This window comes from Streptomyces aureoversilis, from assembly GCF_042657885.1.
Lineage (GTDB): Bacteria > Actinomycetota > Actinomycetes > Streptomycetales > Streptomycetaceae > Streptomyces > Streptomyces aureoversilis.
Genome location: NZ_JBHSKJ010000016.1, coordinates 1 through 24,697 on the forward strand (window position 1 = coordinate 1; position 24,697 = coordinate 24,697).

19 protein-coding genes are annotated in these 24,697 nt (G+C 73.5%); 6 read left to right on the forward strand and 13 right to left on the reverse strand.

What is annotated here, in order from left to right; genetic code table 11:
* The coding region (locus ACFPP6_RS25585; protein WP_382046748.1) for a hypothetical protein at positions 1-279 on the forward strand (279 nt) is incomplete at its 5' end.
* 179 nt (positions 280-458) lie between these two features.
* Here the strand turns inward: ACFPP6_RS25585 and ACFPP6_RS25590 are convergent.
* Both ACFPP6_RS25590 and ahcY read right to left on the reverse strand, forming a co-directional pair.
* Complete coding sequence (locus tag ACFPP6_RS25590) at positions 459-1,076, reverse strand: hypothetical protein (RefSeq protein ID WP_382046750.1); 618 nt, start codon at positions 1,074-1,076, stop codon at positions 459-461.
* Between the two features lie 111 nt (positions 1,077-1,187).
* Complete coding sequence (gene ahcY / locus ACFPP6_RS25595; RefSeq protein ID WP_382046753.1) at positions 1,188-2,645, reverse strand: adenosylhomocysteinase; 1,458 nt, start codon at positions 2,643-2,645, stop codon at positions 1,188-1,190.
* A 386-nt stretch (positions 2,646-3,031) separates the two neighbouring features.
* Here ahcY and ACFPP6_RS25600 point away from each other — a divergent pair, with 386 nt between their 5' ends.
* Complete coding sequence (locus ACFPP6_RS25600) at positions 3,032-5,002, forward strand: fructose-specific PTS transporter subunit EIIC (protein ID WP_382046756.1); 1,971 nt, start codon at positions 3,032-3,034, stop codon at positions 5,000-5,002.
* A 530-nt stretch (positions 5,003-5,532) separates the two neighbouring features.
* Here ACFPP6_RS25600 and ACFPP6_RS25605 read toward each other — a convergent pair.
* The 6 genes from ACFPP6_RS25605 to ACFPP6_RS25630 all read right to left on the reverse strand — a co-directional run bounded on the left by ACFPP6_RS25605 (position 5,533) and on the right by ACFPP6_RS25630 (position 11,853).
* Positions 5,533-6,501 carry a cation diffusion facilitator family transporter gene (locus tag ACFPP6_RS25605; protein WP_382046759.1) on the reverse strand — a complete coding sequence of 323 codons (969 nt, stop codon included), beginning with the start codon at positions 6,499-6,501 and terminating at the stop codon, positions 5,533-5,535.
* Between the two features lie 101 nt (positions 6,502-6,602).
* Positions 6,603-7,814 carry a mannose-6-phosphate isomerase, class I gene (gene manA, locus ACFPP6_RS25610; RefSeq protein ID WP_382046762.1) on the reverse strand — a complete coding sequence of 404 codons (1,212 nt, stop codon included), beginning with the start codon at positions 7,812-7,814 and terminating at the stop codon, positions 6,603-6,605.
* A 42-nt stretch (positions 7,815-7,856) separates the two neighbouring features.
* A complete protein-coding gene (locus ACFPP6_RS25615; protein WP_382046765.1) occupies positions 7,857-9,038 on the reverse strand; it encodes an SIS domain-containing protein in 1,182 nt (393 codons plus the stop codon).
* A gap of 102 nt (positions 9,039-9,140) precedes the next feature.
* Positions 9,141-9,326, reverse strand: a complete 186-nt coding sequence (locus ACFPP6_RS25620; RefSeq protein ID WP_168091692.1) for a Trm112 family protein — start codon at positions 9,324-9,326, stop codon at positions 9,141-9,143.
* A gap of 628 nt (positions 9,327-9,954) precedes the next feature.
* Positions 9,955-11,313 (reverse strand): phosphomannomutase/phosphoglucomutase, encoded by a 1,359-nt coding sequence (locus tag ACFPP6_RS25625; protein ID WP_382046769.1) that lies wholly within the window; start codon positions 11,311-11,313, stop codon positions 9,955-9,957.
* Between the two features lie 108 nt (positions 11,314-11,421).
* Entirely contained in the window at positions 11,422-11,853 is a 432-nt protein-coding gene (locus ACFPP6_RS25630; protein ID WP_382046772.1) for a DUF3499 domain-containing protein, read from the reverse strand.
* A gap of 365 nt (positions 11,854-12,218) precedes the next feature.
* On the opposite strand from ACFPP6_RS25630, the gene ACFPP6_RS25635 reads away from it, so the two are divergent.
* The gene (locus ACFPP6_RS25635; RefSeq protein WP_382046775.1) at positions 12,219-12,635 is read left to right on the forward strand and encodes a metallopeptidase family protein; all 417 of its coding nucleotides are present in this window, start codon (positions 12,219-12,221) and stop codon (positions 12,633-12,635) included.
* Positions 12,636-12,689: 54 nt separating this feature from the next.
* On the opposite strand, the gene ACFPP6_RS25640 is transcribed toward ACFPP6_RS25635, so the two are convergent.
* The 3 genes from ACFPP6_RS25640 to ACFPP6_RS25650 all read right to left on the reverse strand — a co-directional run bounded on the left by ACFPP6_RS25640 (position 12,690) and on the right by ACFPP6_RS25650 (position 18,870).
* Positions 12,690-14,282, reverse strand: coding sequence for a DUF5719 family protein (locus ACFPP6_RS25640; RefSeq protein ID WP_382046778.1), 1,593 nt, complete (start codon positions 14,280-14,282; stop codon positions 12,690-12,692).
* Positions 14,279-18,154 carry a glycosyltransferase gene (locus ACFPP6_RS25645; protein ID WP_382046781.1) on the reverse strand — a complete coding sequence of 1,292 codons (3,876 nt, stop codon included), beginning with the start codon at positions 18,152-18,154 and terminating at the stop codon, positions 14,279-14,281. The genes ACFPP6_RS25640 and ACFPP6_RS25645 overlap by 4 nt, the downstream gene beginning before the upstream one ends.
* Positions 18,155-18,606: 452 nt before the next feature.
* Complete coding sequence (locus ACFPP6_RS25650; RefSeq protein ID WP_004952403.1) at positions 18,607-18,870, reverse strand: WhiB family transcriptional regulator; 264 nt, start codon at positions 18,868-18,870, stop codon at positions 18,607-18,609.
* 691 nt (positions 18,871-19,561) lie between these two features.
* Between ACFPP6_RS25650 and ACFPP6_RS25655 the strand changes: the two genes are divergently transcribed.
* From ACFPP6_RS25655 to ACFPP6_RS25665, 3 genes are all read left to right on the forward strand, one after another.
* Positions 19,562-20,158, forward strand: a complete 597-nt coding sequence (locus tag ACFPP6_RS25655) for a cysteine dioxygenase (protein WP_382046784.1) — start codon at positions 19,562-19,564, stop codon at positions 20,156-20,158.
* A 63-nt stretch (positions 20,159-20,221) separates the two neighbouring features.
* The gene (gene cofD, locus ACFPP6_RS25660; protein ID WP_382046787.1) at positions 20,222-21,193 is read left to right on the forward strand and encodes a 2-phospho-L-lactate transferase; all 972 of its coding nucleotides are present in this window, start codon (positions 20,222-20,224) and stop codon (positions 21,191-21,193) included.
* The gene (locus ACFPP6_RS25665) at positions 21,190-22,539 is read left to right on the forward strand and encodes a coenzyme F420-0:L-glutamate ligase (protein WP_382046790.1); all 1,350 of its coding nucleotides are present in this window, start codon (positions 21,190-21,192) and stop codon (positions 22,537-22,539) included. Before cofD ends, ACFPP6_RS25665 begins: the two co-directional genes overlap by 4 nt.
* Before the next feature lie 12 nt (positions 22,540-22,551).
* Here the strand turns inward: ACFPP6_RS25665 and ACFPP6_RS25670 are convergent, their stop codons facing one another.
* Together ACFPP6_RS25670 and manB are read right to left on the reverse strand one after the other, a co-directional pair.
* Positions 22,552-23,454 (reverse strand): DNA-3-methyladenine glycosylase family protein, encoded by a 903-nt coding sequence (locus tag ACFPP6_RS25670; protein ID WP_382046793.1) that lies wholly within the window; start codon positions 23,452-23,454, stop codon positions 22,552-22,554.
* Between the two features lie 94 nt (positions 23,455-23,548).
* Positions 23,549-24,631 (reverse strand): mannose-1-phosphate guanylyltransferase, encoded by a 1,083-nt coding sequence (gene manB, locus ACFPP6_RS25675; protein ID WP_382046796.1) that lies wholly within the window; start codon positions 24,629-24,631, stop codon positions 23,549-23,551.
* Positions 24,632-24,697: the final 66 nt, after the last annotated feature.

A 24,697-nucleotide genomic window follows, 5' to 3' on the forward strand; every position in this document is an offset into this window, starting at 1 on the left:
GCGTTGACTTTTGGCACGCTGTTGAGTTCTCAAGGAACGGACGCTTCCTTTGTACTCACCCTCTCGGGCTTTCCTCCGGGCGCTTCCCTTCGTTGTTTCCAACCTTACCAGATCCGTTTTCCGGTCCCTCCGCTTCTCAATGAAGCAGTCGGTCCGAATTCCGTTTCCGGCCCCCTGTTGGAGCGGGGTTTCGCCTTTCAGCTTTCGCTTTCCGGCGGTGATCCCGACTTTATCAGACGCTTTCCGGCCGAAGCTAATCGGCTTTTCGCTGTCCGATAAGGGATCAAGGTGCTCGGGGTGAACCTCGTTCACCACCAGAGCTCTGTAGAGACTAACCGTTCCGTTGGAACCTGTCCAGTTCCCCGGCAACCGTTCGAATCTACCTCCCCACGCGTCCTGTGTCAACAGGTCTTGTGGGGCGAAGAGGACACTACCAGGCTGACCAGCCCCTCTGCACATCAGGCGAAGGACGACGGCGGGCTCTCCAGGTCCTCCAGCTCGATGCCCGGTGCCGACAGGACGACGTCGCCGGCGAGGTTCACCGTGTGCTGCTCACCCGTCTCCAGGTCGGTGACCTGGTACGCGTCCACCTGGAGCGGGCCCTCGTCGGTGGCGTGTGCCGTCCTGCCGACCAGGGCCCACGACTGGTCGAGGGTCCGCGGGGCGAGGACGGGGGAGGTGAAACCGACGAGCCGGATGCGCGTCGCGCCCGCGCCGGGGGTCAGCCGAAGGGCCCGGGACAGGGCGACGTAGAAGGCGGGGGACGCGCCGGTGAAGGCGCGGGCCTCGGCGACGTTGCCTTCCGTGGCGTGGTCCCCGGTCGGGTCGGTGCGGACCCAGGTCACTCCGTCGAGGGCCGCACCGCGCACCTGCCAGCTTCCGGCGTGGAGCTGCACGCGGATCGGCCGGCCCAGGTCGTCGAGGGTGAGGTCGACGGAGCCGGCGTGGTCGCCGGCGGGGGTGGTGATCTGCGAGACGTACCGCCAGCCGGAGGGGCCGGTCGCGCAGTGGAAGTGCTCTTCACCGAGGGGGGTGTGGTCGTGCGGGTCGTGGAGCGAGTAGCGGCCGCGGGGCATGGTGGGGTCCTCGACAGAACAGGGACAGGCCCCTGCCTTCCCGGCAGGGGCCTGCTACCGATTGCTTTTGGTGCTCTTGGTGGTGCTGATGCTGCTGGTGGTGCGCCGGTGTCAGTAGCGGTAGTGGTCCGGCTTGTACGGACCCTCGACCGGGACACCAATGTAGGCCGCCTGCTCCGGGCGGAGCTCGGTGAGCTTCACACCCAGCGCGTCCAGGTGCAGCCGCGCGACCTTCTCATCCAGCAGCTTCGGCAGGACGTACACGTCCGTGGGGTACGACTCCGGCTTCGTGAACAGCTCGATCTGCGCCAGCGTCTGGTCCGCGAACGAATTCGACATCACGAACGAGGGGTGGCCCGTCGCGTTGCCCAGGTTCAGCAGACGACCCTCCGACAGCACGATCAGGACCTTGCCGTCCTCGAACGTCCACGTGTGGACCTGCGGCTTCACCTCGTCCTTCACGATGCCCGGGATCTTCGCCAGGCCCGCCATGTCGATCTCGTTGTCGAAGTGACCGATGTTCCCGACGATGGCCTGGTGCTTCATCCGGGCCATGTCCGAGGCCATGATGATGTCCTTGTTGCCCGTCGTGGTCACGAAGATGTCCGCGGTCTCCACGACGTCCTCCAGGGTGGTCACCTGGTAGCCGTCCATCGCCGCCTGCAGCGCGTTGATCGGGTCGATCTCGGTGACGATCACTCGGGCACCCTGGCCGCGCAGCGACTCCGCACAGCCCTTGCCCACGTCGCCGTAACCGCAGACGACCGCGACCTTGCCACCGATCAGGACATCCGTGGCCCGGTTGATCCCGTCGATCAGCGAATGACGGCAGCCGTACTTGTTGTCGAACTTCGACTTCGTCACCGCGTCGTTCACATTGATCGCGGGGAACAGCAGCGTGCCGTCACGCTGCATCTCGTACAGACGGTGCACACCCGTCGTCGTCTCCTCCGTGACACCACGGATCTCCGACGCCAGCTGGGTCCACTTCTGGGGGTTCTCCCCCAGCGTGCGGTTCAGCAGGGTGAGGATCTGGGCGAACTCCTCGCTGTCCGCCGTCGACGGGTCCGGAGCGCTGCCCGCCTTCTCGAACTCGACGCCCTTGTGGACCAGGAGGGTGGCGTCGCCGCCGTCGTCCAGGATCATGTTCGGGCCGCCGGTGGCGGTGTTCGGCCAGGTCAGAGCCTGCTCCGTGCACCACCAGTACTCCTCCAGGGTCTCGCCCTTCCAGGCGAAGACCGGCACACCCTGCGGGTTCTCCGGGGTGCCGTTCGGGCCGACCGCGATGGCGGCGGCCGCGTGGTCCTGCGTGGAGAAGATGTTGCAGGACGCCCAGCGCACCTGCGCACCCAGCGCCACGAGGGTCTCGATCAGAACGGCCGTCTGCACCGTCATGTGCAGCGAACCGGTAATACGCGCACCCGCCAGCGGCTGCGCCTCCGCATACTCCTTGCGGATCGCCATCAGACCGGGCATCTCGTGCTCGGCCAGCGTGATCTCCTTACGGCCGAAGGCCGCCAGCGAAAGATCCGCGACCTTGAAGTCCTGGCCGGAGGAAGTGGTGGTCATACGGGCTGCTCCTCTGTGAAGGGCGAGCGAGGGTGGACACGGCCGTGCATGTGGTCGCGCTGCCTGAGCAGCTGGACACACTGGACATACCGGTGCCCCGACCACAGCGCAGTCCGTCGGAGGCCCTCTCTCCCTCGGCCGGTCCGTCGCGCGGGCCGCCCGACCGCCATCAGCAGCGACGTCTGGCTCGTTCACGAATCTACACCGGGGGGCCCGCCGAACCCCACCCCCATCGGCGCCCTATCCGCCGGAACGTCAGATTCCGTAAAGCCCGCGCGCGCTGACACCGGAACGGCCTCGTTTCCTGTGCAGGTCAGGTGTTGCAGGATGCGGAGAGCGCGAGGGCGCGGCACGCCCCGCGGGCGATCCGTTGTGAGGAGATCCACGTGACCAGTCCGGCCGATCCGCCCGAGCGTGACACCGCGCCAGAGGGACGCAGGCTGCTCGCCGTGACCGCCTGCCCGACCGGGATCGCGCACACGTACATGGCGGCGGAGAAGCTGGCCCAGGCCGCGCAGGAGCTCGGCTACGGGATGAAGGTGGAGACGCAGGGGTCGATCGGGGCCGAGAACGTCCTCTCCGACGCCGAGATCAGGGAGGCCGACGGCATCATCGTCGCCGCCGACAAGGACGTCGACCTGAGCCGCTTCGCGGGGAAGCGGGTGCTGTCCGTCGGTGTCGCCGAGGGCATCCGTCATCCGGAGCGGCTGATCCGGAACGTGCTGAGCGCGCCGGTCCAGCCCGGGGGCGGCGCGGGGGCGGGGGCCGGGGACGGGGTGTTCGCCGGGGCGGGCGGTGGCGGGCGGGAGCGCGGCACCGTCTACAAGGCGCTGATGAACGGCGTCTCGTACATGATCCCGTTCGTGGTCGTCGGCGGCCTGCTGATCTCCGTGTCGCTCGCCCTGGGCGGGCGGACCACCCCTCAGGGGATCGTCTTCGACAGCTCGTTCTGGCAGACGGTCAACGACATCGGTGCCATCGGCTTCGCGCTGATGATCCCCGTGCTCTCCGGCTACATCGCCTATGCCGTCGGGGACCGGCCGGCCCTCGTGCCGGGCATGGTCGGCGGCTGGATCGCGAGCCACGGGGAGCTGTACGACAGCAAGGCGGGGGCGGGGTTCATCGGGGCGATCGCCACGGGGTTCCTGGCCGGCTATCTGGTGCTGTGGATCAAGAAGGTCAGGGTGCCGGAGTTCGTCCGGCCGATCATGCCGGTCATCGTGATCCCGATCGTGGCCACGACGTCGCTCGGCCTGTTCTTCGTCTACGTCATCGGCCGGCCGATCGCGTGGGTCTTCGAGCACCTCACGAGCTGGCTCGGCGGGCTGACCGGGACGAGTGCGGCTCTGCTCGGCGTCGTGCTCGGCCTGATGATCGCCTTCGACATGGGCGGGCCCGTCAACAAGACGGCGTTCCTCTTCGGTGCCGGGCTGGTCTCGAAGAACCCCGAGATCATGGGCATGTGCGCCGCGGCCATTCCGGTGCCGCCGCTCGGGCAGGGGCTCGCGACGCTGCTGCGGCGGGGGCTGTTCAGCAAGCAGGAGCAGGAGACCGGGCTGGCAGCACTGTTCATGGGGTTCTTCGGCATCACCGAAGGGGCGATCCCCTTCGCCGCGGCCCGGCCCGCGCGGGTCATTCCGGCGAACATGTGCGGCGGGGCGGTGGCGGGGGCGGTCGCGGGGCTCGCGGCGGTGGCGGACAACGTGCCGCACGGGGGGCCGATCGTGGCGGTGCTCGGGGCGGTGGACGGGGTGGCGATGTTCTTCGTCGCGATCGCCGTCGGCACGGTGGTGACGGCGCTGACGACGGTCACGCTGATGGCCGTGGGTGCGCGGCCGGCTCCCGCCGGGGGAACGGTTTCCCCGGCTCCCCCGGCGGAGGCGTCGGGCGAGCCCGGCGGTTCCGCGCTCTCCGGCTACCTCACCGTACGGACCGTGCGGCCGCGGCTCGCGGCTCACGGGAAGGAGGCGGCGATCCGGGAGATGGCCGGGCTGCTGGCCGCGAGCGGGCACGTCGACGACGTGGACGGACTGGTCACGGCGGCGCTCGCGCGGGAGGAGATGGGCACGACGGGGCTCGGGGAAGAGATCGCGATCCCACACGCGAAGACGGACGCGGTGTCGGCCCCGGTGGTCGGGTTCGCCCGCTCGGAAGGCATCGAGTGGGGGGCGCTGGACGGGACGAAGGCCCGGCTGATCTTCATGATCGCCGTACCGAGCGCCGCCGCGGGCGACGAGCACCTGCGGATCCTGGCGATGCTGTCGCGGAAACTGATGGACCCGGGCTTCCGGGAGCGGTTGCTCTCGGCGGAGGCGGATGCGGGGGCCCTGGCGGGCATCTTGCGGGAGGTTCAGTAGCGGTACCGGGTCCCCAGGTGCCTTGCACCTGGGGACGGTCGGTTGCGGCGGCCGTCGCTGTCTTGGGCGGCAGCATCGGTGACTGCCGTCCGGACGGGCTTCGCCCCTGGGGGCTGCGGCGGGCTCGGCACCGCCGGGAGGGTCGCTTTTGGCTGAGCGCCGCGGCGGCGGAAGTTGGTTGCCGGAGCTGCGACGCCCGCGGCGGCCGCCCCGGGCCGGCTTCGCCCAGCTCGGCACTGCCGGGGCGGTCGCTCTTGGCTGAGCGCCGCGGCGGCGGAGATTGGATGCCGGAGGTGCAACGCCCGCGGCCGACGCCCGGGGCCGGCTTTGCCCCGAAAGCCGGGACGGGCTCGGCACCGCCGGGGCGGTCGCTCTTGGTTGTCCGCCGCGGCGGCGGAAGTTGGGTGCCGGAGCTGCGACGCCCCCCGTGGCGGCGGGCGTCGCGTTCGGCGTGGGGGCCGTGCTCTGAGGCGGCGTGAGCCTGTGAGGGCAGCACGCTTCGCCGGGCACCGCCCCCGCGTCGTTCTTCCTCAGTGGTGGGACGGGCCGCCCGGGGTTGCTGCCGGGTCGGCGCCGGCCGCTGCCGCTTCCTCGCGGTAGACGTCCGGCTCCAGGTAGATGACCCGGGCGATCGGGACGGCCTCGCGGATCCTCGCCTCCGCCGCGTCGATCGCACGGGCGATCTCCACGGCGGTGTCGTCGTGCTGCACCGCGATCTTGGCCGCGACGAGGAGTTCTTCGGGGCCCAGGTGGAGGGTGCGCATGTGGATGAGGCGGGTGACGGTCTCGCCGTCGACGGCCGCGGCGCGGATCTTCGCGAGCTGCTCCGGTCCGGCGGCCTCGCCGAGGAGCAGGGACTTGGTCTCCGAGGCGAGGACGATGGCGATCAGCACCAGCAGGGCGCCGATGCACAGGGTGCCGATGCCGTCCCAGACGCCGTCGCCCGTGACGATGGAGATGCAGACGCCGCCGAGGGCGAGGACGAGACCGACGAGGGCGCCGAAGTCCTCGAGGAGGACGACGGGCAGCTCGGGGGCCTTGGCGGTGCGGATGAACTGGCCCCAGGACTGCTCGCCGCGCAGCTCGTTGGACTCCTTGATCGCCGTGCGGAAGGAGAAGCTCTCCGCGATGATCGCGAAGACGAGGACGCCGACCGGCCAGTACCAGTGCTCGATCTCGTGCGGTTCCTTGATCTTCTCGTAGCCCTCGTAGAGCGCGAAGACGCCACCGATGGTGAACAGGACGATCGAGACGAGGAAGCCGTAGATGTAGCGCTCGCGGCCGTAGCCGAAGGGGTGCTCCTCGCTGGCCGCGCGCTTGGCCTTCTTGCCGCCGAGGAGGAGCAGTGCCTGGTTGCCGGAGTCGGCGACCGAGTGCACTCCTTCGGCGAGCATCGACGACGAGCCGCTGAACGCGAACGCGACGAACTTCGCCACGGCGATGGCCAGGTTGGCGCCGAGCGCGGCGACGATGGCCTTGGTTCCGCCTGATGCACTCATATGTGCGGGTTATCCCTTCCGCCCTGATCCAGCCCTGGACCGCCGGGCTTTGCGGTTCCTTTACGGCGGGCCATTGTTGCAGCCGCCGGGCGGAAGGGGCGTCAGACGGCGACCGTGGCGCGGAAGACCCTGGCGTCGTCACCGGCGAGCACGACGCTCTCGGCCGCCCGTACGAACGCGGATTCGCCCTGGCGGAGCCGCAGCTCCTGCCCGTCGTCCGGCGTGCGCAGGACGGCGGTGCCCGAGGTGCACAGGAGGATCTGGGGCGTTCCGGCGGGCAGCATGGTCGTGGCTCCGGGGGCGAGGTCGAAGCGGGAGAGGCGGAACTCCTCGACGGGGGTGCCGTAGACCTCCTCGCCCCCGGCGTCGGCCTCGGGGCGCAGGACGGCGGCGGCGGTGCTCTCGAAGCGGACGACGCGCAGCAGTTCGGGGACGTCGACGTGCTTGGGCGTCAGCCCGCAGCGCAGCACGTTGTCCGAGTTGGCCATGATTTCGACGCCGAGGCCGTCGAGGTAGGCGTGCGGGACGCCGGCGCCCAGGTAGAGGGCTTCGCCGGGCTGCAGGCGCACGTGGTTGAGAAGCATGGCGGCGATGACGCCGGGGTCGCCGGGGTAGTGCCGGGCGAGCGAGACGTAGGCGGTGCAGGCGTCTTGGTACGGCCCGTCCTGCGCTGAGAGCCGCTCGGCCGCGGCGGCCGCCTCGGTGACGGTGCGGGCCATCTCGCCGTGGTCCGCGGTGAGGACGGCGGTGAGCACCTCGCGCAGGGCGTCCTCCTCGGGCTGGGCGTGCAGGAGGTCGGCGTACGGCTTGAGGGAGTCGACGTCGAGCGCGGCGAGGAGGCCGGCCGTCTCGCCGGGCGCGCGGAAGCCGCACAGTCCCTCGAAGGGGGTGAGGGCGCAGAGGAGTTCGGGCTTGTGGTCGGTGTCCTTGTAGTTGCGGTGGGGGGCGTCGAGGGGGACGCCCCGGGCCTCCTCCTCGGCGTGGCCGGCCGCGGCCTCGGCGAGGCCGGGGTGGACCTGGAGGGAGAGCGGGGAGCCGGCGGCGAGGACCTTGAACAGGAACGGCAGCCGGGGCCCGAAGCGGTGGACGGTCCGTGTGCCGAGCTCGCCCTCGGGGTCGGCGGCGATGACGTCGGAGAGGGGGCGCAGGCCTCCTCCGCTGCCGCCCCGGTCGACGCGGGACGGGGCGCCGGGGTGGGCGCCCATCCACAGTTCGGCCTGCGGCTCGCCGGTGGGGGCGGTGCCCAGCAGCGCGGGGATCGCGGTGGTGGAGCCCCAGGCGTAGGGGCGCACGGTGTTGACGAGGCGGTCCATGCGGGCGATTCCTGACTGTGTGCGTACGGCGTTTCTACGGGTCTACGGGGTCGAGGCGAGGGCCAGGTAGACGGCGGCGAAATCCGTGATGGCCAGCAGTTCAGCGGCGGTCTGCAGGGGACTGTCGGCGTCGGTGGGCTCCAGCTCGCTGACGGGCGTCTCGCGCTGCAGGGCGAGTTCGCGGGCGGCGGGGGCGGGCGAGGTGACGTCGGGCTCCCGTTCGCGGAGCAGGACGACGCGGGCGTGCAGGGCCTCGGGCTCCTCGACGCGGTCGCGGAAGAAGTCCTCGGGGTCCGCACCGGCGGCGAAGGCCCCCGCGAGGAGGGTGCCGTGGGCGGTCAGGGCCTCGGGCAGCTCGGCGGCGAGGGCCGGGCGCCCGGCGAGGGCGGCGAGGACCGTCGCGAAGTGCCGGCCCGCCGCGCCGGCGAGCTCGCCCTCCGTCCAGATGAGGGGGAGGGTGTCGGCCAGCTCGGCCGCCAGGGTCTTGGCGGGGTTGCTGTAGGTGGCGATGGCCGGGCCGCAGCGCTCGGCGACCTGGTCCAGGCGGTCGGCGAGCGCCTCGACTTCGGAGGCGTCGCCGGCGAGGAGCCCTATGCGGTCGGCGAGGACGAGCAGGGGGGTGAGCAGGGACCACAGGAGGCCGGGGCCGGGGGGCAGCGCGGGGCGCTCCGCTGCCGGGGCCTCCTCGCCGGGGAGAGTGCCCGGTTCGCTGCCCGTACGGGCTTCGTCCGGCGAGGTGGTCAGCGGGATCGCCAGGCCGCGGGCCTGCGTGGTGGCGTCGGCGAGGGGGGAACCGGCCGGGCTGACGCAGACGACGGAGCAGCCGCGGCGGTAGGCCTGTTCGAGGAGGATGGCGAGGCCGGGCTCCGTGCCGTCCGGGCTGGCGACGAGCAGCAGGTCGAGCGGGCCGGTCCAGCCGGGGAGGGTCCAGCGCAGGGCGCCGGGCGCGGGGGCGACGCCGGTGGGGCGGATCAGGGTGACGGGGGCGCTGCCGTCCGCGAGGGCGGTGAGCAGGTCGGCGGTGCAGCCGGCCGCGGGGCCCGGCCCCGCGATCAGGACGGCGCGGGGGCGGCCGTCGGGGCGGAGGCCCGTGACGCCGGCTTCCGCGGCGTTGCGGGCGGCCGTACGGACCCGGGCGCCGGATTCTGCGGCGCCGCGCAGGAGGCCGTGGATGTCGGCGCGGGACAGGGCGTCGGGATCATCGAGGAGTGACTCGTCGAACACCGTGGATCAGCCTCCGGTCGCCGTCGTGTACGCCGTGCGGGTGCCCGGCCGGGCCTACGGTGCGGTGGGCCGCCGGGCGGGGTCGGGCGGGGCGCTCCGGCGTCAGGCCGGGCGCCGGGCCTCGTCCACGAGCAGGACGGGGATGCCGTCCCGCACGGGGTAGGCCAGGCCGCAGCCCGTGCCCTCGCACACCAGCTCGGGGGACTCCTCGGAGGCGGACTCGTCGCGCAGGGGCGCGTGGCACGCCGGGCAGGCGAGGATCTCCAGGAGACCGGCTTCGAGCGGCATGAGGGGTTCCCTTCGGATGTACGTCTCTGTCCGGCCAGGGTACCTTCGCGCCCCGCCGGGGGAAGCGCGGCATGCGGGTTCGCTACGGCGCTGTGCCGGTTCGCTGTGGCGCTGTGCCGTGCCGGGTTCGCCGGTGCGGCCGGTGCGGCACCGCCGGGACGGCCGGGTTCGCGTACTCGCCGTCGCGGCGGATTCAGAGGCTGAGGCCTCGTCCAACGTCCCGGGCCCCGGCGGCCTCCTCCGACGTGCCGGCACCGGCAGCTTCCTTCCTCCGCAACGGCGATCCGCCACAGCCATGCAGCCCAGCGGTGCCCGACCGGCCCAAGCCGGAACGGCACCGCCGGATCGGTCGAATCGGGCTGCTCGCCGCCGCGGCAGGTTCAGAGGCTGAGGCCTCATCCGACGTCCCGGGCCCCGGCGGCTTCCTCCCGCCGCAACGGCGATCCGCCACAGCCGTGCAGCCCGGCGGTGCCCCACCGGCCCAAGCCGGAACGGCACCGCCGGATCGGTCGAGTCGGGCTGTTCGCCGTCGCGGCGGATTCAGGGGCCGAGGCCTCGCCGGCGGGGCGGGCGCCGGGCCGGTTCGGCATGGGGACCGCGTCCGCCGTGCCGGCACCCGGCGCGCGTCCTACGCGCGGACGATCGCCAGGACCTCGTCCCGGATGCGGGACACCGTCTCCGCGTCGCGGGCCTCGACGTTCAGGCGGAGGAGGGGCTCCGTGTTGGAGGCGCGGAGGTTGAACCACCAGTCGGAGGCCGCCACGGTGAGGCCGTCGAGCTCGTCGAACTCCACGCCGGGCACGTTCTCGTACGCGGCGCGGACGGCCGCCGTGCGCCCGGCCTGGTCGGCGACGGTGCTGTTGATCTCGCCGGAGCCGGCGTAGCGGTCGTACTCGGCGACCAGCTCGGACAGCGGGCCGCTCTGGCCGCCGAGGGCGGCGAGGACGTGCATGGCGGCGAGCATGCCCGTGTCGGCGTTCCAGAAGTCGCGGAAGTAGTAGTGCGCGGAGTGCTCGCCGCCGAAGATGGCGCCGCTGCGGGCCATCTCCTCCTTGATGAAGGAGTGCCCCACGCGGGTGCGCACGGGCTTGCCGCCGCACTCCTTGACGACCTCGGGCACCGACCACGAGGTGATCAGGTTGTGGATGACGGTGCCGCCGGGGTGCTTGGCGAGCTCGCGCGCCGCGACCAGGGCGGTGATCGCGGAGGGGGAGACGGGGTCGCCGTTGCCGTCGACGACGAAGCAGCGGTCGGCGTCGCCGTCGAAGGCCAGGCCGATGTCGGCGCCGACCTCGCGGACGCGCTGCTGCAGGTCGACGATGTTCTTCGGGTCGAGGGGGTTGGCCTCGTGGTTGGGGAAGGTGCCGTCGAGCTCGAAGTACATGGCGTCGAGCTCGAGGGGCAGGCCCTCGAAGACGGTGGGCACGGTGTGCCCGCCCATGCCGTTGCCGGCGTCGACGACGACCTTCAGCTCGCGGATGCCGCTGAGGTCGACCAGGGAGCGCAGGTGGGCCGCGTAGTCCGCGAGGACGTCCTGCGCGGTGAGGGTGCCGGGGGTCTGCACGGGCTCGGGGGCGCCGTTCTCGAGCCAGCCCTCGACCAGGGAGCGGATCTCGGCGAGGCCGGTGTCCTGCCCGACGGGTGCCGCGCCGGCCCGGCACATCTTGATGCCGTTGTACTGCGCGGGGTTGTGACTGGCCGTGAACATCGCACCCGGCAGGCCGAGGTGGCCGCTGGCGAAGTACAGCTCGTCGGTGGAGCACAGGCCGATCTCGGTCACGTCCACGCCGCGGGCGGCGGCGCCGCGGGCGAAGGCCCGCGAGAGGCCGGGCGACGAGGGCCGCATGTCGTGCCCGACGACGACCGCGGACGCGCCCGTCACTTGGGCGAAAGCGGCGCCGAAGAGCTCCGCCAGTGCTTCGTCCCACTGATCCGGGACCACACCGCGTACGTCGTATGCCTTCACGATCTGCGACAGATCAGCCACAGCCAACGCCTTCCTGGGTCCGGTACGGGGGGACAAACCTACCGGGAGCGACCGACGGTCCGGACGCGGGCCGCTCGAGCCCCGGTCGAAGGGCAGGCCGTGACCCCGTCAGTTGTCGGGCGAGCGGAGGACCCTGAGGTGGCCTCGGCGGGCGACCTCCATGGGATCGGCGTCGCGGCCGCCGGTGCTGGGCGGCGGGCCCGGCTGGACGGCGCGCTCCTGCGGGCGGGCCGCTTCGCGCACGGCGTTGGCGAGTGCTTCGAGGTCGTCGCCGCTGGGGCGGGCGGGGCCGCTGTCCAGGGCGAGGCGCACGACATCCCAGCCGCGCGGAGCGGTCAGCCGCTCGGAGTGCTCGGCGCACAGGTCGTAGCAGTGGGGTTCGGCGTAGGTGGCGAGCGGTCCGAGGACGGCGGTCGAATCGGCATAGACGTACGTCAGCGTCGCGACGGCCGGGCGGCCGCACGCGGTGCGCGAACAGCGACGTACAGGGCTCACGACGTTGGACGGTACCGCACTCTTGAGCGGGCCGCGACGACTCACCCCCGGCTCACCCCTCCGTGTCGTCCTGGTTCGTCCCGTGGACGCCTGCTTCTCCCCACCGCGCTGACCTGCGCGGAGGGCTGTGAACAGGGTCTCACCAGGCCGTCGACCGGCCACCGGCGCCCCTGCTCCGGACCCTCCCGAACAGACCGGACGGTCCGGTACCCGACCATAATTGATCACAGGTCTGGCCGGAATGTTCATCAGGCGACATTCCCGGGATACGCGACAGCCGCGTACGACGGGGCGGCCGACGGATACCCTCAAGAGTGATGGACAACCGCGTACCTCCCCCTGCCACCACCGGGGGTCCCCCGAGCCACGCCGGGCCGCGCCCGCGCCACCGCGACCGACACGGACGCGGCATGCGCGGGCCGATCGCACCGCCCCAAGTGCCGCTGTCGGTCAGCCGCGGCGAGGCGTTCGTCGACATGGTGCACGACTCCGCCGAGCGGCTGGAGCGCCGCTGGCCGCAGCTCGCCTCCGTCGACTTCGTGGTCCGCGAGGTACCGGTCACCAGGAGTGACGCGGGGAGCGCCATGAGCGACCCCGACGGCCTGGACGCCTTCGACTTCGACGGCGAATCCGTCCCCCTCGGCCGCTACGTGGCCGCCCGCGGCGACTCCCCCGACCGGATCGTGGTCTACCGCCGCCCGGTGGAGATCCGCACCAAGAACCGCGACGAGCGCGCCCTGCTGGTGCACGAGGTCGTCGTCGAGCAGGTCGCCGAACTCCTCGGGCTCGCCCCGGAGTCGGTCGACCCCCGCTACGGGCAGGACTGACCGGACAGGGTCGACCGGACAGGACCGGCGGGCCGTACGCCCGCCGGCAGTTCGTCAGCGGTTGAGCATCGACAGGTCCTGTCCCGCGTCCGGCACGGCCACCGACGAACGGTCGTCCGGCAGCGGCTGGATCGTGAACATGGGCACGCCGTCCTTGGGCAGCGCCAGCATCCGCGACGCGTGCACCGGGCCGCCCGAGACCTTCTCCACCGTCACCGCGAACGACCCCTTGGCGCCCGCCGGCTGCGGCGGTTCCACGGTCAGCGTGGTGCCCGGCTTCACCGTGTACGTCTTCACCGCCGGCTCACCGCCCTCGCTGCCCGCGGACGAGGTGACCTTCACCTGCGCCGCCTCCTTGCCGGGCGCGGCCAGAGCGAGCGTGCTGCCCTTGGGGCGGTTGTCCGCCACCGTGGCCCGCCCGCCGAGCTGCGCCACGGCGGGGATGAACGCCGTCTCCTGCTTGTCGTCCTTGCCGCGCGTGACGCGCAGCGCGGCGACGACCGGTGCGCTCCTGCCGTCCGCCGTGAGCAGCAGCGAGCCCGCCTCGCCCTTGGCGACGTCGCCCAGGTCGACGGCCGCGGTCATGCCGCTGCGGACGTGCAACGACTCGTGGCCGGCGGGGGTGATCGCGCCGTTCGGCCCGGCGAAGCGCAGTTTGAGGTCGGCGTCGTCCGGGCCGGGCGCGAAGACGACGAGCCGCACGGACGTCGCGTCGCCCGGGATGCCCGGCAGGACGGCGTCGGCGGCCGGTTCGGCGGACGCCGGGATCCAGTCGCCGCCCTTCTTGTCGTCGGCCGTCTGCAGTCCCGCGCCGACGCGGCCGGAGCGGGCCGCCACATGGACCGTCAGGTCCTCCTCGGGCGCCTCCGCGAGGGAGGACAGCAGCACCGGGACGGTGGAGCGCGGCGGGACCGTGACGCCCTCGCCCGCACCGGCCTTGACCCGGCCGTCCTTGCCGTAGAGCTCCAGGTCGACGACGGCCGCCGTGCCGTCGGGGTTGGTCAGGTGGACGTAGTCCTGGCGGCCCTTGACGGTGCTCGCGCCGGGGAACCAGAACGAGGTGTCCGGCGCCGTGCAGGTCAGCCCGTGCAGCCCGCGCCCGCTGCCCGCGGCGACCACGGTGGTCTGCTGCACGGTCCAGCCCGGGGCGAGGGTCCCGTCGGCGCTGCCGATGAGGGCGGGGGCGTCGGAGCGGTTGGTGGTCGCGGTGGCGGGCTTGCCGGGCTCCTTCAGGGACAGCACCGAAGTGCCCGCGGGCGCGGAGCCCTTGCCGTCCTTACCGTCCTTCCCTTCCTTGCCGCCCTTGGCATCCTTCGCGCCCTTTTCATCCTTCTTGGCTCTGTCGTCCTTCTTTGCGCCGTCCGCCGACAGCAGTTCGGCCGCGCCCTTCTTCGCGCCCTTCGCCCCGCCACCGACCGGGGTGAAGGCGGTGTAGGCCGTCTCCCCCACGTCCGACGAAGTCGGGGCCGGGCAGAGGGTCATGGAGCGCTGGACGGGCAGACGGGCGGGCGCCTTCGCGGCCGTACGGGCCGTGCTGCCGGTGCCTCCGGTGCTCTCGGTGCCGGACGGCGCGGTGAGGACGGCCGCACCGCCCAGGGCCGCGAGGGCTGCGGTGGCGGCGAACAGGGACAGGGTGGTGCGCTTCACTGCTGCTCGCTCCCGTCGCGGTGGTGCCGGTCACCGCCGCCGTACGTCGTGTCGTGTGCCCCGCCGTAGGTGTACGGGTCGTACTGCCCGGGCGCGGCCGGTGCGGCCGGCCCGGTCGCGTAGGGCTCCGCCGGGTAGTGGCCATGGCCCTGGTCCTGGTACGGGGCCTGCTGCTGTGCGCCGCCGTAGGAGGTGTCGTACGTGCCGCCGTAGCCGCCCTGGTAGTGCTGTTCGCCGTACGCGTCGTAGGGCGTCTCCTGCGCCCCCTGCCCGTACTGCTGCTGCCCGTACTGCTGTGCCTGAGGCTGTTCCTGCGGCACCGCGGCGTACGGATCCGCGACTTGCTGCTGTCCGTACGGATCGGCGTAGACGTCGGCGTACGGAGCCGCGTAGGGATCGGCGTAGGAGTCGGCGACGGGCTCGGCGGGCGGGGCTTCCGGTGCCGGGGCGGCGTCCGGCCGGTCGGCCTCCGCCGCGGCCCGCAGCCTGCGCGCGCGGCGGCCCTCTCCGGCGGCGGCCTGGGCCGGGACGGAGGCGGGCGCGGACACGGCCGCAGGTGCGCTCCCCGCTTCCGGGAGGTCGTCGTCGACCTGGCGCTTGCGCCCGGGCAGGGCGAGCACCACGAGGACGGCTGCGAGGAGGCCCTGGGCCCACAGCCAGGCGGTGTGCGCGGCGGGCGCCTTGTAGGTCAGTACGAGCTTGCCGCCGCTCGTGGGGAGGGCGAAGCCCTGGGCCCAGCCGTCGACGGTGGTGCTCTTGAGGGCGCGTCCGTCGAGGGTGGCCTGCCAGCCGGGGGCCGCCTTGTCGGCGATGCGCAGGACCCGGCCCGCGGGGCCGGCGGGGAGCGTGGCACGGGCCTCCACGGGCCCTGCCGCGACCGGGACGGGCGCGGGCCTCTGCCCGCCGCCCTGGGCGCCCGCCTGTGCGCCTCCCTGCGCCTCTCCGGCGACGACGGTGACGCGTGCGACCTCGCGGTCGACCCGCCACAGCGAGGCGTCGTCCTGGCGGCTGAGCCGGGTCAGGCCGGGGGTGGTGTCCAGGACCCGGCCCATGGCCGCGGGGGCGCTGTTGCGGACGAGGACGTAGCCGACGGCGTAGCCGCCGAGGAGGTCCGCCTGGTCGGCTCCGGAGCCCGCGACGAGACCGGCGACGACCGAGTCGAGCTTCGGGTCCGCCCCGGCGGCCGCGGCGGCCTCGGCGTCACCGAGCCGGGCGCCGGAGCCCCGGACGAGCGCGTAGGCCACCCGGCCGTCGCGGCCGTCGAGGACCAGGGTGCGGGCCCGGTCGCGGGTGGCCGCCTCCTCCGCCACGAAGGCCGGCACCTGCGCGGGGTCGCGGCGCTTCAGCGGGCCGTCGGCGCCGCCGACGGCCCAGCCCACGGCTGCGACGAGCGGGGCGGCGCCCGCGGCGAGGGCGATGAGCGCGGCCACGGGCTGCCGCCAGCCGAAGCTGCTGGCGGCCACGCGCGCCCGCGCGCCTTCCGCACCGACGACCGCGGCGGCGATCAGCGCTAGCCCGTAGACGAGCGTGGCCGGCCCTGCCCACGCCGAGCGGGCGGAGAGCACGGCGGCGGCGAGGGCCGCCAGGGCGGCCGCCCAGGCGCCGCGGACGGCGAGCTGACGGTCGGCGCGCAGCAGGGCGGCGAGCGCGGCCAGGACGACGCCTGCCAGCAGCAGCCCGCCGACGGCCTTCGCGCCTCCGGGGTCCGCGGTGAGCAGGTGGAGCGGGGAGGACCCGCCGGCGACGGCAAGGTCGAGCCCGGCTTCGGTCAGGAAGCGGCCCGGGTGCGCGAACAGGTCCAGGGACCAGGGGGCCAGCACGGCGACGGGGGTGAGCACGACGGCCAGGAAGCGCGGGGCGTGGAGCACCAGCCGTGCGCGCCCGCCCTGGGCACCGTGCAGCGCCAGGGCGCCCAGGCCCAGGACGGCGGCGAGCGGCCACACCACCGGGGTGAACGCGGTGGTGACGGTGAGCAGGAGGGCGTACGCCCAGGATGCGCGCCATGTGGGGCGGGCGCCCGGGACGCGCAGGCCGGTGGCCGCGACGGCGGTGCGCGCCATGAGCGGCAGCAGGATCGCCAGGACGGCGGTGCCGAGCCGGCCGGCGGCCAGGGCGCCGGTGGCGGCGGGCAGGAAGGCGTAGGCGACGGCGGCCCAGGCCCGCAGGGGGCGGGAGGAGACCAGCGGCCGGGAGGCGAAGTAGGCGGTGAGGCCGGCCAGGGGCACCGAGCAGACGAGCAGCAGGGTGAGGGTGAAGCCGGTGGAGCCGAGGAAGAGCGTCGAGAGGGTGGCGAGGACCGCCAGGTAGGGGGGCGCGCTGCCGGTGCTGCCGACGCCGACCGGGTGCCAGCCGTCGGCGTACTGCGCCCACAGGGCGGAGGCTCCGTCGGGCGCGGGCAGCAGGGCGCCGCCGGCCAGGCTGCCGCCGCCGAAGAGCTGGCGGCAGGCGACGACGGAGACGATCAGCAGGAGGCCGAAGAGGACCGGTGCGGGCTTGCGGAGGAGGCGCTTGAGGCGGGCGAACTGCTCGATCTCCAGGAAGTCGGCGTCCTCCCCGGTCGGCCCGGACTCGACGGCGCCGTGGCGCCCGCCGGAGGAGGGGGCGTCGTCCCAGCGGCCGCCGAAGTTGCTCGCCAGCTGTTCGGCGGCGGCCCGGAGGGTCGCGCCCGGCGGCGGGAACAGGGATCTCAGCTCGGCCGGTGCGACGGCGGGCGCGCCGCGCTTCGCCCGGGCGGCGCGGATGCGGCCGGGGCGCAGGAGGACGCCGAAGAGGCCGGTGAGTTCGTCGAGGGCCTGCGCGGGGGCCTTGCCCAGGAGGTAGCCGAGGGCGTGCAGGAGGGTGCCGAGGACGAGCCGCAGCACGACGTAGGCCAGGAGCGGGCCGCGGGTGTTGACCAGCAGCGTGTGGACGGCGCCGGCCTTGTCGACGCGGTGCGGGTTGACGGCGCGGCGGCCGGCGCAGTCGACGGGGCGGCGCTCGCGGGCGGCGGCCTCGGCGTGCCGCAGGACGGCGTCGGGGGCGACGAGGACGCGGTGGCCGGCGGCGTGGGCGCGCCAGCACAGGTCGACGTCGTCGCGCATGAGGGGCAGCCGGGGGTCGAAGCCGCCGAGCTCCTCGAAGACGTCGCGGCGCACGAGCATGCCGGCGGTGGACACCGACAGCACGGTGCGCACCTGGTCGTGCTGGCCCTGGTCCTGTTCGCGGCGGTCGAGGCCGGTCCAGCGGCGGCCGCTGCGGGCGATGGAGACGCCGGTCTCCAGCAGCTGGCGGCGGTCGTACCAGCCGCGCAGCTTGGGGCCGATGACGGCGGCTCGGGGCTCGGACTCGGCTACGCGCAGGAGCTCGTGGAGGGCGCCGGGTTCGGGTGCGCAGTCGTCGTGCAGGAGCCAGAGCCACTGGACGGGTTCGAGGTCGGCGTCGCCGTGGCGGCGGCCGTCGCCGGGCTGGTCGTAGGCGTCCTCGCGCCAGGTGCGGCTGACGGGGTCCCAGCCGCTGGAGCGCTTGAGGTAGGGCAGCTCTTCGGGGTCCGGTGCGGGGACGGCGCGCAGGGCCTCGTCGACGGCGGTGCCGAAGCCGGCGCGGCGGGCGAGGTGCAGGACGCGGTCCGGGCCGAGGGCGTCGGCGAGCAGCTGGGCGGAGTCGTCGGCGCTGCCGGTGTCTGCGCCGACGGCGGCCTGCACGGGGCGCTCCTGGCCGAGGAGGCCTTCGACGGCGTCGGGGAGCCAGCGGGCGCCGTCGTGGCTGACGATCACGGCGGTGACGACGTGGCGCGGGAAGGCCGGTGCGACGGCCGGGTCGAACGCGGGCAGGCGGCCGGGAGCGGCGGACGCGGCCGCCGTCTTCGAGTGCGCCGCATTGCTGTGCACGGACATCGGGGTACGGGCCCTCCGGCCGGGGTCCGGGGCGGGCCCCGGATGGGTGCTGTGCTGGACTGCGCCGGTCGCGGTGCGCCCGTCGGGGCGGCGGTGCGTCTCGGACGCGGCCCCACACTAGTGGCTGCGCACACAGCGGTCCGCCTCGCGCCGCGGGTGCGGCTGGGCGGACCGTGGGTCGTCCCGTACGTCTTCGGGTGGGGAGGGTCGTACCGGCGGAAACCCCGGCCGGGCCCGGCTCCGAACCCGGCGGCCGGCGCCACGGGGCGCTAACCCCTGGCTTCCGCTTTTAACTTTCAGTGACTATCGGCCCACGAATTCAGGGATTTCCCGCGGAATCACTGGCCCCCGAATCACCGAAACCGAATCACGGGCTCCGGCCCTCGACAAGACTGCTTATCCGCCTCATAGGACCGCGGCAGCATGCGCCTATCCGTATGCCTATCGGAAGCTCAGACCGCTGCCTTCTTGAGGCGGCGGCGCTCGCGCTCGGACAGGCCGCCCCAGATGCCGAACCGCTCGTCATTGGCAAGGGCATATTCAAGGCATTCCGAGCGGACTTCGCAGGCGAGGCAGACCTTCTTCGCCTCCCGCGTGGATCCGCCCTTCTCGGGGAAGAAGGACTCGGGATCGGTCTGAGCGCACAGCGCGCGCTCTTGCCAGCCGAGCTCCTCGTCCGCCTCCTCGACCAGCAGTTGCTGAAACAGCTCGGTCATGTGCGCCCCTCGTCTGTCATTTACGTCCCCGTGCCTCCGCCTTCATCAAAGTACGGCAGAACGACACGGGTGAAATTACAAGTGTGCCGATCCGGGCCAGTCAAGCCGAGATCTGCTATTGGGCCCCTTATTCACTCTGCGGAACCAAAGCCAAGCAGAAAGTGTCCAAAAGATTACAAGTCCGGACAGACCCCTCTGCCGACCACGGCTGCCCCGCTCCCCTCTGCAAGGAGAGGACGTCACGCGCGGCAATCCCGTTGCACCGTCCGGCCGAACGATGTTTACGGCCCTGACTGGAGCGCCACCTGTCCATGGTCACACCCCCGCAAACCTTGGAGCACCCACAGTTACCGGATGAGGTGAAACATTGCCCCCAAATGGGACGCGCAGTTGACACAACGTGTCCGGTCCCGTCACCGTGGTGGGCATGCCAGTGAACGCCGCCCTCAGCCTGACCCGTGACTACGGGTCCCGCTGCGCCGTGCAGGCTCGCTGTCGCTGTTCCAGCTGTTGATGCCCCAGAGCTCCGGCTGACCCCTTCTTTCCGGGGGTCCCGCACCACCCGCCCGCGTGGCCGTCACCCCGGCCCTCCGCGGCGCATCGCGCCCTCGCGCCACCCGTAGCTCCGGGCGCCTCCACGCTCCGCCTGTCACCGCGCCCTCCCCCGCACCTCGCCGAGGAACCTCCGCACATGAACAGCGACGTCCAGATCGCCGGCGACCCGCTCGCCATCCCCCACCTGCTGCCGCCCGCCCCCGCCCACCCGCGCACCGTCGCCGAGTTCGCCGGGCTGGCCCGCTCCGTGGCCGCCGACCGCGCCTCCTGGGCCCACCTGGTCCGGTACGACGCCACCACCCGCTGGTACCACCGCCTCCGCACCGGCCCCGGCTACGAGGTCTGGCTGCTGAGCTGGGTGCCCGGCCAGGGCAGCGGGGCCCACGACCACGGGCCCTCCTCCGGCGTGCTGACCGTCCTCGAAGGTGAGCTGACCGAGATCACCGGTAGCACCGGGCCGCTCGACGGCGCGCGGCAGGTGCTGCGCGCCGGAGCGCAGCGCGTCTTCGCCCCCGGATACGCTCATGAGATCGTCAACGACTCCCTCGCGCCGGCCGTGAGCCTCCACATCTACTCGCCGGGGCTGACCGAGATGCCCATGCACCGGCCCGCGTCGGCAGCCGCCCGCCTCGCGACCGCACCGGCCGTCACCGCGGCGGCCGTCGCCATGCCGGCCGTCACCGCACCGGCCGTCACCGCGGCCCCCGCCGGCCGGGACGCCGCACGGGGCTGACGGCCCGCACGCCGCAGGCCACCACCCCTCGGGAGCGGCGCCCCGTCCTGACAGACTGACCGCATGCAGCGCATTGTGGTTCTGGCCGGCGGGATCGGGGGCGCCCGCTTCCTCCGTGGCCTCAAGTCAGCAGTCCCCGACGCGGACATCACCGTCATCGGCAACACCGGCGACGACATCCACCTCTTCGGGCTCAAGGTCTGCCCCGACCTCGACACCGTGATGTACACGCTCGGCGGCGGCATCCACGAGGAGCAGGGGTGGGGCCGGGCCGGCGAATCCTTCGCCGTGAAGGAGGAGTTGGCGGCGTACGGCGTCGGGCCCGAGTGGTTCGGGCTCGGCGACCGCGACTTCGCCACGCACATCGTCCGCACGCAGATGCTCGGCGCCGGCTACCCGCTGAGCGCCGTGACCGAGGCGCTGTGCGCGCGCTGGCAGCCCGGGGTGCGGCTGCTGCCGATGAGCGACGACCGGGTCGAGACGCACGTGATGATCGACGACCCCGACGGCGAGGACGGCGCCCGCAAGGCCGTGCACTTCCAGGAGTACTGGGTGCGCCTGCGGGCCGGCGTGCCCGCGCACGCGATCGTCCCCGTCGGCGCCGAGCAGGCCAAGCCCGCGCCCGGCGTGCTGGAGGCCGTCGCCGCGGCCGACGTCATCCTCTTCCCGCCCTCCAACCCCGTCGTCAGCATCGGCACCGTCCTGGCCGTGCCCGGCATCCGCGAGGCCGTCGCCGGGGCGTCCGCGCCCGTCGTCGGCCTCTCCCCCATCGTCGGCGGCTCGCCCGTGCGCGGCATGGCCGACAAGGTGCTGGCCGCCGTCGGCGTCGAGTCCACGGCCGCGGCCGTCGCCCGGCACTACGGCTCCGGGCTGCTCGACGGCTGGCTCGTCGACACCGTCGACGCCGGTGCCGTGGCCGAGGTCGAGGCCGCGGGCATCCCGTGCCGGTCCGTGCCGCTGATGATGACGGACACGCAGGCCACGGCCGCCATGGCCGCGCAGGCGCTCGCGCTGGCCGAGGAGGTGCGGGCGTGAGCGCGCCGGAGCCCTCCGGGGGCGGACGGGCTCCCGGCTACCGGGTCTGGGCCGTGCCGGGCATTCCCGAGGTGCGGGCGGGCGACGACCTCGTCAAGCTCCTCGCCTCGGCGGTCACGGGCGAGGGCCTGCCCGGGCTCGCCGACGGCGACGTGCTGCTCGTCACCTCGAAGATCGTCAGCAAGGCCGAGGGGCGGCTGGTCCGGGCCGACGACCGCGAGGCGGCCATAGACGCCGAGACCGTACGGGTCGTCGCCCGGCGCGGGAGCCTGCGGATCGTGGAGAACCGGCAGGGGCTGGTCATGGCCGCCGCCGGCGTCGACGCGTCCAACACCGCCGCCGGGACGGTCCTGCTGCTGCCCGAGGACTCCGACGCGTCCGCCCGCGCCCTGCGGGCCGGTCTGCGGGAGGCGCTCGGCGTCGACGTCGGCGTCGTCGTGACGGACACCTTCGGCCGGCCCTGGCGCAGCGGTCTGACCGACGTCGCCATCGGCGCGGCCGGGGTGCGGGTGCTGGACGACCTGCGGGGCGGTGTGGACGCGCACGGCAATCCGCTGAGCGCGACCGTCGTCGCCACGGCCGACGAGCTGGCCGCCGCCGGGGACCTCGTCAAGGGCAAGGCCGCGGGGCTGCCGGTCGCCGTGGTGCGCGGGCTGCCCCACGTGGTGGGCGAGGGTGAGGACGGCGACTCCGGGGCGCGCGCTCTGGTGCGTTCCGCCGCCGACGACATGTTCCGGCTCGGGACGTCCGAAGCGGTGCGGGAAGCCGTGACGCTGCGGCGGACGGTGCGCGAGTTCACCGGCGAGCCCGTGGACGGCGCCGCCGTGCGCCGGGCCGTCGCCGCCGCCATCACCGCACCCGCGCCGCACCACACGACTCCCTGGCGGTTCGTCCTGCTGGAGTCCGAGGAGTCGCGGGTGCGGCTGCTCGACGCCATGCGGGAGGCGTGGATCGCGGACCTGCGGGGGGACGGGTTCGGCGAGGAGAGCATCGCCAAGCGGGTGCGGCGCGGGGACGTGCTGCGGAACGCGCCGTACCTGGTGGTGCCGTGTCTGGTGACGGACGGGGCGCACACCTATCCGGACGCGCGGCGGAACGCCTCCGAGCGGGAGATGTTCGTCGTGGCGGCCGGGGCGGCCGTGCAGAACTTCCTCGTGGCGCTGGCCGGGGAGCGGCTGGGGTCGGCGTGGATCTCGTCGACGATGTTCTGCCGGGACGTGGTGCGGAAGGTGCTGGAGCTGCCGGAGGGATGGGACCCGATGGGCGCCGTGGCCGTGGGGCACGCGGCGGCACCGCCGCGGGAACGGCCGGCGCGGGTCGCGGACACGTTCATCGAGGTCCGCTAGCGCCGCGGGGGCCTACAGCGCCCTGATGTCGTTCACCGAGAAGCGGGGCGCCCTTCTCGGGGGTCTCGTGCCCGTCAGGAGGATCAGGCGGCAGGCCCGGTGGCGCTGGCCCTCGTACGGGCTCAGGAGGCCGAGCATGGCCTCGTCGTCCGTGCCCCTGGCGCCGGTGAGGGCGTAACCGATGATCTTCGGGAGGTGCAGGTCGCCGACCGTGACGGCGTCGGGGGAGCCGTTGCTGCGCTGGAGGGTTTCGGCCGCCGTCCACGGGCCGATGCCCGGGACCGCCTGCAGTCGCCCCGACGCCTGTGCGTCGTCCATGGCGGCCGCCTCCTCCAGGCGCGCCGCCACCCGGGCCGCCCGGACGATCGTCGCCGAGCGCTTGCCGTCCACGCCCGCCTTGTGCCAGTCCCAGGACGGGATCATCGCCCAGCCCCGCGCGCTCGGCATCACCCGCATCCGGGGGGCGGGGCCCGGGGCCGGCTCGCCGTGCTGCTGCAGGAGGAGGCGCCAGGCCCGGTACGCCTCGTCGCTGGTGACCTTCTGTTCGAGGACGGACGGGATCAGCGATTCGAGGACCAGGCCCGTGCGGGCCAGTCTGAGGCCGGGGTGGCGGCGGTGCGCCTCGTGGACCAGGCGGTGGCGGGGCGTGAAGGCCGCCGGGTCGTCCTCGGCGCCCAGGAGGGCGGGGAGCGTCTCCAGGAGCCAGTCCGCGCCCGGACCCCACGCCTCCGCGTGGATGCGTCCGCCCCGGTCGGTCACGTGGAGCGTGCCGGGGCCCTCCGGGGTGCGGGTCGCCCGCCACACCGAGCCGTCCGGCCCCGTCCTGAACGCCGGGTCGCCCGGGCCCCGCGCCAGGACGCCCAGCGTGCGGCCCAGGTCGTACGGGCCCGGTGGGGTCCAGGTGCGGGTGGTCATCCTGCCAGGGTACGTCCAGCCGTTCGCCCGCTTATGCCGGATTCGCCCGGCTCCACGCCCTTACTGGTCCGACGCCCTTACTGGTCCGAGGCCCCTACTGGTCCGACGAGAACCTGATCGTCGACGCCGGGATCTCCGCGTCGCACCAGACGCGGGCCCCTGCCCGGAGCTCGTTGTCCGGCCCGATGCGGGCCATGTCCCCGATCACCGCGCCGTCCAGCACCGTACGCGCCCCGATGCGCGCCCCCGCGCCCACCAGCGAGTCCCGGACCTGGGCGCCCGCCTCGATGACCGCGCCGTCCAGCACCGTGCTGCCGTCGACCCGGGCGCCCGGCTCCACCCGCGCGCCGGCGCCGATGACCGTGCCGCCGGTGAGCTTGGCGTCCGGGGCGACCTCGGCGGTGTCCAGGACCAGCCGGTCTCCGCAGCGGCCCGGGACCGCGGGGGACGGCGCCCGGCCCAGGACCAGGTCGGCCGAGCCCCGGACGAAGGCCTGCGGCGTCCCCAGGTCCAGCCAGTACGTGGAGTCGACCATGCCCTGCAGGTGCGCTCCGGAGGCGAGGAGGCCGGGGAAGGTCTCCCGCTCCACCGAGACCGGCCGCCCCGCGGGGATCGTGTCGATGACCGCGCGGTTGAAGACGTACGCGCCGGCGTTGATCTGGTCGGTGACGATCTCCTCGGGCGTCTGCGGCTTCTCCAGGAAGGCCGTCACCCGCCCGGTTCCGTCGGTCGGGACCAGGCCGAAGGCCCTCGGGTCCTCGACGCGGGTCAGGTGCAGGGAGACGTCCGCGCCGGTGCTGCGGTGGGTCGTCACCAGGGCCTCGATGTCCAGGCCGGTGAGGATGTCGCCGTTGAAGATCAGGACGGGCTCGTCCGGGGCCGAGTGGAGCTTGGAGGCGACGTTGCGGATGGCGCCGCCGGTGCCGAGCGGCTCCTCCTCGGTGACGTACTCCAGGTGCAGGCCGAGGTCCGATCCGTCGCCGAAGTACGGCTCGAAGACCTCCGCCAGGTAGGACGTGGCCAGCACGATGTGCTCCACGCCCGCCGCGCGGGCCCGTGCCAGCTGGTGCGTCAGAAAGGGGACGCCCGCTGCGGGGACCATGGGTTTGGGCGTGTTCATCGTGAGCGGGCGCAGCCGGGTTCCCTTGCCGCCGACCAGGAGGATGGCTTCTGTCACCTTGTCGTCTCTGCTTCCTGCTGGGGCCGGGCCGTAATCGGCGGCCAGTGTATGCAGACCGGAGGG

What these genes read in the sequence shown, in the direction of transcription:
- ACFPP6_RS25590 (WP_382046750.1), bottom strand. Translation starts at nt 1,076, where the DNA reads ATGCCCCGCGGCCGCTACTCGCTCCACGACCCGCACGACCACACCCCC.
- ahcY (WP_382046753.1), bottom strand. Translation starts at nt 2,645, where the DNA reads ATGACCACCACTTCCTCCGGCCAGGACTTCAAGGTCGCGGATCTTTCG.
- ACFPP6_RS25605 (WP_382046759.1), bottom strand. Translation starts at nt 6,501, where the DNA reads ATGAGTGCATCAGGCGGAACCAAGGCCATCGTCGCCGCGCTCGGCGCC.
- manA (WP_382046762.1), bottom strand. Translation starts at nt 7,814, where the DNA reads ATGGACCGCCTCGTCAACACCGTGCGCCCCTACGCCTGGGGCTCCACC.
- ACFPP6_RS25620 (WP_168091692.1), bottom strand. Translation starts at nt 9,326, where the DNA reads ATGCCGCTCGAAGCCGGTCTCCTGGAGATCCTCGCCTGCCCGGCGTGC.
- ACFPP6_RS25635 (WP_382046775.1), top strand. Translation starts at nt 12,219, where the DNA reads ATGCGCGGGCCGATCGCACCGCCCCAAGTGCCGCTGTCGGTCAGCCGC.
- ACFPP6_RS25645 (WP_382046781.1), bottom strand. Translation starts at nt 18,154, where the DNA reads ATGTCCGTGCACAGCAATGCGGCGCACTCGAAGACGGCGGCCGCGTCC.
- ACFPP6_RS25650 (WP_004952403.1), bottom strand. Translation starts at nt 18,870, where the DNA reads ATGACCGAGCTGTTTCAGCAACTGCTGGTCGAGGAGGCGGACGAGGAG.
- ACFPP6_RS25655 (WP_382046784.1), top strand. Translation starts at nt 19,562, where the DNA reads ATGAACAGCGACGTCCAGATCGCCGGCGACCCGCTCGCCATCCCCCAC.
- cofD (WP_382046787.1), top strand. Translation starts at nt 20,222, where the DNA reads ATGCAGCGCATTGTGGTTCTGGCCGGCGGGATCGGGGGCGCCCGCTTC.
- ACFPP6_RS25670 (WP_382046793.1), bottom strand. Translation starts at nt 23,454, where the DNA reads ATGACCACCCGCACCTGGACCCCACCGGGCCCGTACGACCTGGGCCGC.